At 60.8% G+C, this 10,541-nt stretch carries 11 protein-coding genes; 2 read left to right on the top strand and 9 right to left on the bottom strand.

Features of this window, described 5'->3' with window-relative positions; genetic code table 11:
* Positions 1-41 precede the first annotated feature (41 nt).
* A complete protein-coding gene (locus tag ACI5GA_RS10280; protein WP_421422712.1) occupies positions 42-827 on the top strand; it encodes a MipA/OmpV family protein in 786 nt (261 codons plus the stop codon).
* 63 nt (positions 828-890) lie between these two features.
* Positions 891-1,760 carry a fatty acid desaturase family protein gene (locus ACI5GA_RS10275; protein WP_421422711.1) on the top strand — a complete coding sequence of 290 codons (870 nt, stop codon included), beginning with the start codon at positions 891-893 and terminating at the stop codon, positions 1,758-1,760.
* A gap of 27 nt (positions 1,761-1,787) precedes the next feature.
* On the opposite strand, the gene ACI5GA_RS10270 is transcribed toward ACI5GA_RS10275, so the two are convergent.
* The 9 genes from ACI5GA_RS10270 to ACI5GA_RS10230 all read right to left on the bottom strand — a co-directional run bounded on the left by ACI5GA_RS10270 (position 1,788) and on the right by ACI5GA_RS10230 (position 10,481).
* Entirely contained in the window at positions 1,788-2,201 is a 414-nt protein-coding gene (locus ACI5GA_RS10270) for an EamA family transporter (RefSeq protein ID WP_404636122.1), read from the bottom strand.
* A complete protein-coding gene (locus tag ACI5GA_RS10265) occupies positions 2,194-3,351 on the bottom strand; it encodes a GNAT family N-acetyltransferase (RefSeq protein WP_421422710.1) in 1,158 nt (385 codons plus the stop codon). Before ACI5GA_RS10265 ends, ACI5GA_RS10270 begins: the two co-directional genes overlap by 8 nt.
* A 7-nt stretch (positions 3,352-3,358) precedes the next feature.
* Positions 3,359-3,733: a transporter gene (locus ACI5GA_RS10260; protein ID WP_404636124.1), complete on the bottom strand. Its 375-nt coding sequence runs from the start codon at positions 3,731-3,733 to the stop codon at positions 3,359-3,361.
* Positions 3,730-4,650, bottom strand: a complete 921-nt coding sequence (locus ACI5GA_RS10255; protein ID WP_421422709.1) for an arginase — start codon at positions 4,648-4,650, stop codon at positions 3,730-3,732. Before ACI5GA_RS10255 ends, ACI5GA_RS10260 begins: the two co-directional genes overlap by 4 nt.
* Before the next feature lie 249 nt (positions 4,651-4,899).
* The gene (locus tag ACI5GA_RS10250; RefSeq protein WP_404636126.1) at positions 4,900-6,225 is read right to left on the bottom strand and encodes a sigma-54-dependent transcriptional regulator; all 1,326 of its coding nucleotides are present in this window, start codon (positions 6,223-6,225) and stop codon (positions 4,900-4,902) included.
* 130 nt (positions 6,226-6,355) lie between these two features.
* Positions 6,356-8,248 (bottom strand): sensor histidine kinase, encoded by a 1,893-nt coding sequence (locus tag ACI5GA_RS10245; RefSeq protein WP_421422708.1) that lies wholly within the window; start codon positions 8,246-8,248, stop codon positions 6,356-6,358.
* Positions 8,249-8,338: 90 nt separating this feature from the next.
* Positions 8,339-9,073, bottom strand: a complete 735-nt coding sequence (locus ACI5GA_RS10240; protein WP_404636128.1) for an amino acid ABC transporter ATP-binding protein — start codon at positions 9,071-9,073, stop codon at positions 8,339-8,341.
* Positions 9,070-9,738 carry an amino acid ABC transporter permease gene (locus ACI5GA_RS10235; RefSeq protein WP_404636265.1) on the bottom strand — a complete coding sequence of 223 codons (669 nt, stop codon included), beginning with the start codon at positions 9,736-9,738 and terminating at the stop codon, positions 9,070-9,072. Before ACI5GA_RS10235 ends, ACI5GA_RS10240 begins: the two co-directional genes overlap by 4 nt.
* A complete protein-coding gene (locus ACI5GA_RS10230) occupies positions 9,735-10,481 on the bottom strand; it encodes an amino acid ABC transporter permease (protein WP_404636130.1) in 747 nt (248 codons plus the stop codon). Before ACI5GA_RS10230 ends, ACI5GA_RS10235 begins: the two co-directional genes overlap by 4 nt.
* Between the last annotated feature and the right edge of the window lie 60 nt (positions 10,482-10,541).

The raw sequence follows: 10,541 nt of genomic DNA, 5'->3' as shown, positions 1-10,541 counted from the left end.
GGGATTGATGCGCGCATGTTCGCCGTCCCGAGGCTTTTGCGATGACCTGCCTGCCTTCCTCTTTCAAGCGCAACCTGTGTGTCGTGGGCCTGCTCTGCGCTGCGTATTTCAGCCCGCTATGCCATGCCGATTCGCTGACCGGTGATGTCGGCACAGGCGTCGCGTATCAGCCTCACGACCCCACCGGCACGCGCTATGAAACCCGGCCCATTCCCTACCTGGACCTGTCCTGGGGTCGGGTCAATCTCAGCTCCGATGAGGGGTTGTCCTGGGACGCGGTGAAGGCTAACGGCTGGAGCGTCGGGCCGTTCGTCAACTACGTCGAAGGACGTACGGCAAACGGGGCGCTGCATGGTTTGAAGGACGTCTCCGACATGGGCGAAGTCGGCGGTTTCGTCGAGTACAGCCCTTCGGATGCGTGGCGTGTGTTCGCTGAAGTCGGTCGTACGTTCGGCTGCAGCAGCGGGCAAGGCGGGGTGCTGGGACGGGTGGGCGGTGAGCTGGATTATCCGTTGGGACGCGGTGTTTTCGGCGGCACGACCCTGGCTGCGCATTACGCCAACGCCGAACAGGCGCAGACCTTTTTCGGTGTCAGTGGCCCGGAATCACTGGCCTCGGGCATTCGGCCCTATAACGCCAGCGGCGGGTTTCAGAACCTGACCCTCACTCAGAGCGTGGCCTTCCCGCTGGCGCCGAACTGGTCGCTGATCACCAGCGCCAGCTGGATTCATCTGGTGGGATCGGCGGCTGATAGCAGCATCGTCCGCCAGCAAGGTCGGCTGAATCAGGGCGAGCTGGACGTTGCGGTGGCGTATCACTTCAAGTAGCGCTGGGGTTGGTCTGGCCCTTGCAATGACCCGAAGAACTCATCGTTTTCGAGGAAGTTCTTCATGGCTCGTCCTGTTTACCGCTGGCTCGCGTACTCACTCTGGGACCTGGTCCCGATTGCTATGGCGCTGGCGCATTTTGCGTTTGTGCTGTGGCTGGTCGTGGCCTTTCACAGCTTGTCCTGGTGGGCCATCGTGCCACTGGCGTTGGTGTATGCCGTCAGCCTGTCGTGGAGCATCAACAGCATTTCCCATAACCAGATCCACAACCCGTACTTCACCCACAAGGGCATGAACCGGGCGTTCGATCTGCTGCTATCGGTGACCATCGGTTTCTCGCAAACCATGTACCGTGATATCCACAACCGCCACCATCGCGGCAACTCCGACCGGCCCAACGAAAAGGGCGAAACCGTCGATCCGTTGTCGATCTATCGCTACGGCCACAACGGAGAGCCTGAGGCCCTGTGGCGCTATGTGTTCCTGAGCGCGTTTCGCGACGAACCCAAGAGCTATTACGAGGAAATGAAGCGTAAACACCCGGACGATGCGCGCTGGGCCAAGGTGGAAATCTACGTGACCGTCGCCGCGTACATCGCCCTGGCGATTTACGACTGGCATGCGGTGTTGTGGCTGCTGCCGTTCTGGTATTTGGGGCAATCGCTGTCGTCGTTGAACGGCTACTACGAGCATCTGGGCGGTAACCCGGATTTGCCGATTGCCTGGGGCGTGAGTTCATACAGCAGGCTGTACAACGTGATCTGGATGAACAACGGCTACCACGCCGAACACCATTACCGGCCGAAAATGCACTGGACCAAAGTCAAGGCGTTTCACAAGGAGATCAAGGACCAGCAACGGATGATGGGGGTGAAGGAAATACCCGTGTCCCATGGGTTGGGTTTTTTGGTGGATCACACAAAGCACGATTAACGCCCAGAATCAAAAGCCTGAGTCGCTTCAGGCTTCTCCCTCCGCCAACAACGCAATTCCGCCAATGATCACCCACACCCCCAGCCAATGCAGCGGGCTAATGTGCTCACCCAGCCACAACCACGACCCCAGCAACACCACCACGAACACCAGCGAACTCAACGGAAACGCCAGCGAAAGGCTGCTGCGGCGCAGGATCAGCATCCAGCTCAGAAACGAGCCAACGTAGCAGCCCACCGCACCCAGCACCGCAAGGTTGGTCAGCGATGCCAGCAACCAATCCAGCCCGAACGGCAGGCTCGTCAAGGCGTCGCCACCGACCTTCAGCGCCAGTTGCGCCGCGCTTTCGAAACCGATCAATAGCGCCCATAACCCGACGCTCGCGGCGCGGCTCTCCAACCAGCGCCAGGCCGGTTTTTCATTCAATGCCTGTTCACCCATGATTGTCCTCTGCGATAACGTCCGATCGATCCAGCCCTGCCTCACGCGCTACCCAGCCCAGTAATCGGGTCATCCAGCGGCTGCGGTGTTGAAGGTAGTGGTCATTGCCCAACAAACGACAACCCAGCCGCAACTTCTCGCTGTACGCCGCCTGGCTCGCTTCAAACGCTGGGATACCCTGCTCGATGCAGCGCTCGACATGGGCCAGCCAGGTTCGGTGATACAGGTTGTGCTCGCGGGCGGCGGTGCCGTCGGAGGCGAAGACTTTATCGATCTGCCGCGTACCATCGTCCAGCAACAGGTTGAAGCCGATCAGTCGCTCACCCGACCAGAACAGGTAGCAGGTGGCGCGCTCACCGAGTTTCGCCAGCACGGCACGAAAGTAGTCAGCAGTCAGCGGCTCGATCTCTTCACCACTGCGTGCAACGGTATCCGCATACAACGCCAGCATGCGTTCGATCACATCGTCGACCTGATGCTGCCGCGCCTCAATGCGCAGCTCCGAAGGCGCACTGAGCTTGCGCTTGAGCCCCTTGCGCGTGGTTCGGCTGAGGCTTGCGAAATAGCCCTCAAGATCGGCATATGGCAGTGGTAACAGGGTGCGCGGCATGCCTGCAATACGAGCAAAACCGAGTTGTTCCAGTGCGTTGCGCAAGGTCACGCGTTCTTCAGCGACGTCTTTGAACAGGTACAGCCAGGTGCGCTCAAGCTTTGATTGCCGACGTAACGCCTCGACCAATACCTGCATGATCTCTGAGCTACGGGCCAGCCAGTCCGGGGCACAGGCGATCGAGCACGTTTCAGTCACGGGTGAGCCGACCGCCAATATCGACACCGACAGATGCCCCAACAGCTTCGCCAGCACGCCATCGAGCACCTGATGCAGCGGCACGCGATGCCGATACGCCGGGGCCACGGCAATCAACCGCTGCCCGTCGCGAATCATGAAATAGCGCGGCTCGATGCCCGGAAGCCCGGCATCCTCGACGGCGGTGTAATAGTCGTAACCTTCCAGCGGATCGCTCTCCAAATGTGCCCAGTCCGTGCGGCTGACGCGATGAATGCTGTGGCTGACTTCAACACTCAATTGCGACCTATCAGCCAACATGACCGGTGAGGTCGGTCCAGAAACGGATTGAATCTGTGTCATAAACACCTCATGCACCCGTGGCGCAGACCAGCATGACGCCTGCCGTGATGACGAGCGTGCCAAGCCAGCGACGACGGCTGACCCGCTCGCCGAGCACCAGACGCCCGCCCAGCACCACACCTACGTAACTCAGGCTCGCCGCCGGAAACACCAGACTCAGCGGCGCCAGCGACAGCACCAGCAACCAGGTGATGAATTCGAGGGTGTAGGCGCCGACGCCGAACCAGAGCATCGGCGCTCCGGCAATCTGCACCCAGAAACTGCGCAGGCGAAAGCCACCTTCCTGCTCGGGCAAACGGTCCAGCCCGAGCTTGAACGCCAGTTGGCCGATGACATCCAGCAGGATCGAAAGCGCGGTGAGCAGCACGACAGTCGGGGTCATGGAAACAGCTCCTCGAACAGCGTGATCAGCGCTGCGTTGGTCTCGGCATTACGCGCAATGTCCGCCTCGCTCCAGCGTTCGGCCGGTGGCTGATCGGACTTCGCCTCCCAGCGTTTCAGCGGATTGCTGAATGCAGGGGGCGCGAATTCACCGCACACATCAATGCCCAGCACGCGGGTGTGAGTGCCCAAAGCGCGGATGGCATTGAGCAGGTGAGTCAGGCGCATGCCGCCCTGATCCCAGTTGGTGGCGGCGTCTTCGCTGGCCAGTACGTCTTTGTCGACGGTGATCCACACAGCTGTGGTGGGCAGGCTGGCGATCAGCTGTTCAAGGAAGATGGGCCAGTCGACTTCGGCCAGGTTGTGCCAGTGCAGATGGCCATCGAGCTGCTGATGGCCAGGGCCGTCGCCGATCCTGCCCCAGACTTTCGACGGCGGATGACGCCAGGGGAACAGCTGTAAGTCGCCACGTTTCAAGGCGCTGAGATTGCCACCCTTGAGTTGCGGGCTTTGCAGGTCGTCGCTGCACGGGCCAAGGGTGATGATGCGCTTCACATGGGGCAGCTTCAGTGCCCGATTGACCCACGAGCCGCAGTGGCGTTTGGGAGCGAAGTGCACCCAGTCCGGGTGGTTGTCGAAGTGAATCAGGGTGACCGGCTCAGGCAGATCAGTGAGCAGGGCAGGGGTCAGATGATGGTAGTCGCCGGAGCCTACGAAGAAGATTTCCGGACGATTGCCCAGCGGCCTGGCGCGATAGCTGAGGTGATCGGCAAACCGGCGATAGTTGGCTTCGGTGGACCAAAGCCGCAGTTGTGGGCCGAGCGCAAGCAAATCCAGCCGGGTAGCACGACCGTCATGCAGACGGTCTTTGATTGGCGCCTGCTGCGTGAGGCTGTGATCGAGGTCAAGAATGTTCAAGGTTGCCGTCACCCATCAAATGCCGCCCAAGACACCGGGTTCACAGGCATGAACACCAGCCGGGCGGGCCTTTCAGGGGGATTGCAAAGGGTGGGCCAAGGGTTTGAACGGGGGCTGAACGAACAACACAAGCATCTGCGCCATGCGTAATACCTGTAGGAGCGCTCTTGCCCGCGATGAACGATGATGAGGTCTGTCCGGCAGTCCGTGTCATCGTTCATCGCGGGCAAGCACGCTCCTACAGGGTGATCACCCCAACCCGTACTTCTTCACCTTGTCGAACAACGTGGTCTTGGCCATGCCCAATTCCTGGCTGGCCTGGCTCAGATTCCCGCCGCTACGCTGCAAGGCCTCGCTGAGCAAATTTCGTTCGAAGGCTTCCACCGCCTCCGAGAACCCAAGGCTCTGCGCTTGCGTCGACAAGCCTGACTTCTTGAACGCAGGCAACCCCAACGCATACCGTTCGGCCACATTACGCAGCTCACGCACGTTGCCCGGCCAGTCGTGGCTCATCAGCGCCGACATCGTCTGCGGGTCCAGTTGCGGCGGCTCACGGTCAAAACGAAGCGAGGACAACTGCAGGAAATGCTCGAACAGTTGCAGGATGTCCTCACGGCGTTCGCGCAAGGGCGGCAGTTCCAGGGTCACGACGTTGAGCCGGTAATACAGGTCGCTGCGGAACTGGTTGGCTTTGCTCAGATCGGCCAGATCCGATTTGGTCGCCGCAATGACCCGACAATCCACTGCCACGCTCTGGTTCGAACCCAGCCGCTCCAGCGTGCGCTCCTGCAAGACCCGCAGCAGCTTGATTTGCAGGGGGATCGGCATGCTTTCCACTTCGTCGAGAAACAGCGTGCCGTTGTGAGCGTGCTCGATTTTGCCGATGCGCCGCTTGCCCGCGCCGGTGAAGGCGTTGGCTTCGTGGCCGAAGATTTCGCTCTCGAACAGATTTTCCGGCAGGCCGCCGCAGTTCAGCGCCACGAATTGATGGGTCTGGCGACGGCTGAAGTCGTGAAGACAGCGGGCGACCAGTTCCTTGCCGGTCCCGGTTTCGCCTTCGATGAGCACGTTGGCCGAGGTGTCGGCGACGTTGGCGATCAGCGCCCGCAGGTTCTGCATGGCGGCTGAACGGCCAATGATCTTGCCTTCCAGTGAGTCACGCTCGGCCAGTTGCCTGCGCAGCGACCAGACCTCTCGCGCCAGCCCGCGTTGCTCCAGCGCACGCCGGGCGACGTCCACCAGGCGCTCGGGGGAAAAGGGCTTTTCCATGAAGTCATAGGCACCGTCGCGCATGGCGCCCACGGCCATCGACACATCGCCGTGGCCGGTAATCAACACCACCGGCAGCGTGCGATCACGCTCCTTCAGGCGCTTGAGCAGTTCCAGCCCGTCGATGCCTGGCAGGCGGATATCGCTGATGACGATCCCGGCGAAGTTATCGCCGACCACCGCCAGCGCTTCCTCGGCACTGCCCACGCCCTGGCTGTGAATGTCCTCCAGCGCCAGCGCCTGCTGGCAGCCGAGCAGGACATGGGGGTCATCTTCGACGATGAGGACGGTCAGTTCAGTGTTCATGTGCACATCCAGTTCGTCAGCGTTGCCTTCATCGCGAATGAATTCGCTCCCACAGATAAAACGCGTTCCCCTGTGGGAGCGAATTCATTCGCGAAAATGTTTGGGGCGACGGGGATTTTTGAAACACGGCTCATACCTGTGTCGCTCCGCGATCCACCAGCGGCAAAATCAACACAAACATCGTGCCGCCCTCGGCCGGGTCTTCGGCGTTGAGGCTGCCACCCGCTGCCGCTGCAAGGCTTGCAGACAGCGTCAGGCCCAACCCCAGCCCCTGCTCACCCGGCTTGGTGGTGAAAAACGGTTCGAACAAATGCTTGCGCGCCTCGGGGTCGATGCCGTGGCCGTTGTCGCGTACGCGCAGACGATAGCGTCCTTCGAACAGATCACCCTGCAACCAGAGCACTGGCAGTGGCTGGGCTTGCATGGCGTCCAGCGCGTTGCCGATCAGGTTGACCAGAATCTGCTCCAGTCGGGTCTGGTCAATCGCCAGCTCCACTTCATCGAAATGCTGATTGAGATCCAGCGCGCTGTTTTCCAGACGCCCGGCGAGCAGTTGCAATGCGGCGTCGACGGCCTTGCTCAGCGACGCCTGGCCCTTGTCTTCGCCACGTCGGGCAAACGCGCGCAGGCTGGCGGTGATACGGCCCATGCGGTCGACCAGATCGTTGATCGTGCGCAGGTTGGCGCTCGCTGTATCCAGCGCGCCGCGCTCAAGGAAGCGCACGGTATTGCCGGACAACGTGCGCAGCGCCGCCAACGGCTGATTCAGTTCATGGGCGATGCTGGTGGACATCTGCCCGATGGCCGCCAGTTTACCCGCCTGCACCAGTTCATCCTGTGCCTGGCGCAACGTCTCTTCGGCCTGACGTCGCTCGCGAATCTGCCCCTTGAGACGTTCGTTGCTGGCGCGCAAGTCGGCAGTGCGTTCGGTAATCCGGCGCTCCAGTTCGTTGTTGGCTTGCTCCAGCGCTTCGCGAGCGGCCAGGCGGGTGGCGATCACCTTGCGCCGCTCGTTCCAGGCAATCAGCAAAAAGGCCACCAGCGCACACGCCACCGCGACCAGCATCCCCTGATTGGCGGCTTCGCGGCGCAAGTCCTCCAGTGGCGTGAGCAAGGTCAAGTGCCACGGGGTGTCGGCCAGGTCGCGGGTCTGCGCCAGATAGCTCACGACGGTGTGCTCGTGATCGACGCTGCTGTTGGCGGGGAACGTTAGTTTCTCCACGCCGTCAGCGATCAACTCGCGCTCCAGCGGCACCAGTTCATTGAGCGGCCACCAGTAATATTGCAGGCTGCGGGCCAGACGCTCCTTGATCTGCGGCGTCAGCGGACGAACCGATTTGAGCCGCCGCGCCGGGTCGCTGGACAGGATGATGATGCCGTTTTCATCGCTGACGAAAGCCTCCAGCCGCGCCCGTTGCCAGCGCTCCTCCAGGGCTTCCAGGCGCACTTTGATGACGGCCACGCCGATGATCTTGCCTTTCTCTTCCAGCCCGTGAGCCAGGTAGTAGCCGGGCTCGCCGGTGGTGCTGCCGATGCCATAGAAACGGCCCGGCAGCCCGCGAATGGCGTCCTGGTAGTAGGCGCGAAACGACAGGTCCTCGCCCAGATAACTGTCGGCGTCGCGCCAGTTGCTGGTGGCCAGCACTCGACCCGTGGTGTCGAGCACGTAGATCGCACGGCTGCGGCTACGGCGGTTCAGGCCTTCAAGGTAATCGTTGACCTTGGCTCTCAACTCCGGCGACGGGTCGTTGAGCAGCTCGGAAACATTGGACTCCAGCTCCAGCACGCTGGGCAGGTAGTTGTATTTGTTGATTTCGCTTTCGACAGTGCGGGCGTGCAGTTCAAGCTGGCGCGCGCCATTCTCGCTGAGCGATTTGATGCCGTTCTTTTCGCTGTACAGGTACGTGAAGTAACCCAGCGCAATCATCAGCAGGATGATCAGCGGCGGCAGGAACAGTTGGCGAATCAGGCGGGGTTTCACAGTCAGTGATGGCGGCGTACTAAGGGGTGGATCGCATTTCATCACAGTCGTCCTGGACCGACCAGCCGCCCGTGTCATGGATGTCGACACGAACGGCCAGCGGGTTTTGCGCCCTTGTGAGGCTTAAATCAATCAGTGCTGCAGGATCTTGTTCAGGAAGTGCTGGGCGCGCTCGGAACGGGCGTTGATGTCGCCGAAGAACTCTTCCTTGGCGCAGTCTTCGATGATCTGACCCTTGTCCATGAAAATCACGCGGTCAGCCACTTTGCGAGCGAAGCCCATTTCGTGGGTCACGCACATCATGGTCATGCCTTCGTGGGCGAGCTGCACCATCACGTCGAGCACTTCGTTGACCATTTCAGGGTCGAGCGCGGAGGTCGGTTCGTCGAAGAGCATGACGATCGGGTCCATCGCCAGCGCGCGGGCAATCGCCACACGTTGCTGCTGACCGCCAGACAGTTGGCCAGGGTGTTTGTGAGCGTGTGCGGACAAACCGACGCGCTCCAGCAGCGCCAGGCCTTTTTTGGTGGCCTCTTCCTTGCTGCGCCCCAGGACCTTGATCTGCGCGATGGTCAGGTTTTCGGTGATGGTCAGGTGCGGGAACAGCTCGAAATGCTGGAACACCATGCCCACACGGGAACGCAGTTTGGGCAGGTTGGTTTTCGGGTCGGCAATCGAGGTGCCATCGACCACGATGTCGCCTTTCTGGAACGGCTCCAGCGCGTTGACGCACTTGATCAGGGTCGATTTGCCCGAACCCGATGGGCCGCACACCACGATCACTTCGCCTTTCTTGACCTCGGTGCTGCAGTCGGTCAGCACCTGGAAGTCCCCATACCACTTGTTGATATTTTTGATGGAAATCATACGGCTAACCTTTTTTGCATGAGCTTGACCAGACGCGAGGCCACGAAGCTGATGGTGAAATACACAAGACCGGCAACGATCAGGAATTCGTTGGAGCGACCGATGATGTCGCCGCTGGAACGGGCCGAGTTCAGGAAGTCCACCAGGCCGACGGTGTACACCAACGAGGTGTCCTGGAACAAAATGATGCTCTGCTGCAACAGCAGTGGGGTCATCTTGCGAAACGCCTGGGGCAGGATGATCAAACGCATCATCTGGCCGTAGGTCATGCCCAGTGCCTGCGCTGCGCCCATCTGGCCACGGGAGATCGACTGCACACCGGCGCGCACGATCTCGCAGAAGTACGCCGCCTCGAACATCATGAACGCCACGACGCAGGAGGTGAACGCGCCCACGGGCGTGTCTTGCCCGGTGATCCAACGCAGCACGAACGGCACCGCCAGGTAGAACCAGGTGATGACCAGCAGCAGAGGAATCGAACGGAAGTAGTTGACGTAGGCGCCAGCGATGTTCGACAGCACCTTGTTGTGGGACAGACGCATCAGCGCCAGGATCGTGCCGATGACGATACCGCCGATCACGCCCATGACCATCAGTTGCAGGGTCATGAGCATGCCGTTCCACAGGCCTGGAATGGCCGGAATGACTCCAGAGAAGTCCATTATTTGCCTCCCACGGAGATCAGGCCCGGCACCGCGACTTTCTTCTCGACCAGACGCATGAGCAGCATCAGGCTCATGTTCAGGGTGAAGTAGATCAGGGTGGCGAGGGTGAACGCTTCAAACAGGTTCGCGGAGAATTCGGCGGTCTGTTTGGTTTGCGCCAACAGCTCCATCAGGCCGATCAACGACGCCACCGACGAGTTCTTGAACACGTTGAGGAATTCGGAGGTGAGCGGCGGGATGATGATCCGGTAAGCCTGCGGTAGCAGCACGTTCCAGTAGATCTGCGGCAGTTTGAAACCCATGGCGCGGGCGGCGGATTCCTGGCCGCGCGGCAACGCCTGGATACCGGTGCGCACTTGTTCGCACACCCGTGCGGCGGTGAACAGACCCAGACACACGACAACGCTCAGGAAGGCCGAGGTGGTCGGGTTAAGGTCCTGCTTGTACCACTCCTGCAGGTTTTCGGGCAGCAGGTCGGGTACCAGGAAGTACCAGATGAACAGCTGCACCAGCAGTGGCACATTGCGGAAGATTTCCACGTAAACCGTGGCGATTGACGACACGATGCGGTTGGGCACCGTACGCATGACACCCAGCACCGAACCCAGCGCCAGGGCGATGATCCAGGCAACGATGGAGATGCCGATGGTCCAGCCCAGGCCGGAAATGTACCAGTCCAGATAGGTCTCGCTGCCCACGCCAGTGGACTTGAAGAATACGCTCCAGTCCCAGTTGTAATTCATCAGGGTCTCCCCTCTGATCGATCGTTATGCACGCACACCGCTTTGCAGCGGCTTCCGGAG

Origin of the sequence: Pseudomonas sp. Pseu.R1 (genome assembly GCF_045764065.1) — a bacterium.
Classification (GTDB): Bacteria; Pseudomonadota; Gammaproteobacteria; order Pseudomonadales; family Pseudomonadaceae; genus Aquipseudomonas.
This window is presented reverse-complemented; position numbering and strand designations above follow the sequence as displayed.

What these genes read in the sequence shown, in the direction of transcription:
- ACI5GA_RS10280 (WP_421422712.1), top strand. Translation starts at nt 42, where the DNA reads ATGACCTGCCTGCCTTCCTCTTTCAAGCGCAACCTGTGTGTCGTGGGC.
- ACI5GA_RS10275 (WP_421422711.1), top strand. Translation starts at nt 891, where the DNA reads ATGGCTCGTCCTGTTTACCGCTGGCTCGCGTACTCACTCTGGGACCTG.
- ACI5GA_RS10270 (WP_404636122.1), bottom strand. Translation starts at nt 2,201, where the DNA reads ATGGGTGAACAGGCATTGAATGAAAAACCGGCCTGGCGCTGGTTGGAG.
- ACI5GA_RS10265 (WP_421422710.1), bottom strand. Translation starts at nt 3,351, where the DNA reads ATGACACAGATTCAATCCGTTTCTGGACCGACCTCACCGGTCATGTTG.
- ACI5GA_RS10260 (WP_404636124.1), bottom strand. Translation starts at nt 3,733, where the DNA reads ATGACCCCGACTGTCGTGCTGCTCACCGCGCTTTCGATCCTGCTGGAT.
- ACI5GA_RS10250 (WP_404636126.1), bottom strand. Translation starts at nt 6,225, where the DNA reads ATGAACACTGAACTGACCGTCCTCATCGTCGAAGATGACCCCCATGTC.
- ACI5GA_RS10245 (WP_421422708.1), bottom strand. Translation starts at nt 8,248, where the DNA reads ATGAAATGCGATCCACCCCTTAGTACGCCGCCATCACTGACTGTGAAA.
- ACI5GA_RS10240 (WP_404636128.1), bottom strand. Translation starts at nt 9,073, where the DNA reads ATGATTTCCATCAAAAATATCAACAAGTGGTATGGGGACTTCCAGGTG.
- ACI5GA_RS10230 (WP_404636130.1), bottom strand. Translation starts at nt 10,481, where the DNA reads ATGAATTACAACTGGGACTGGAGCGTATTCTTCAAGTCCACTGGCGTG.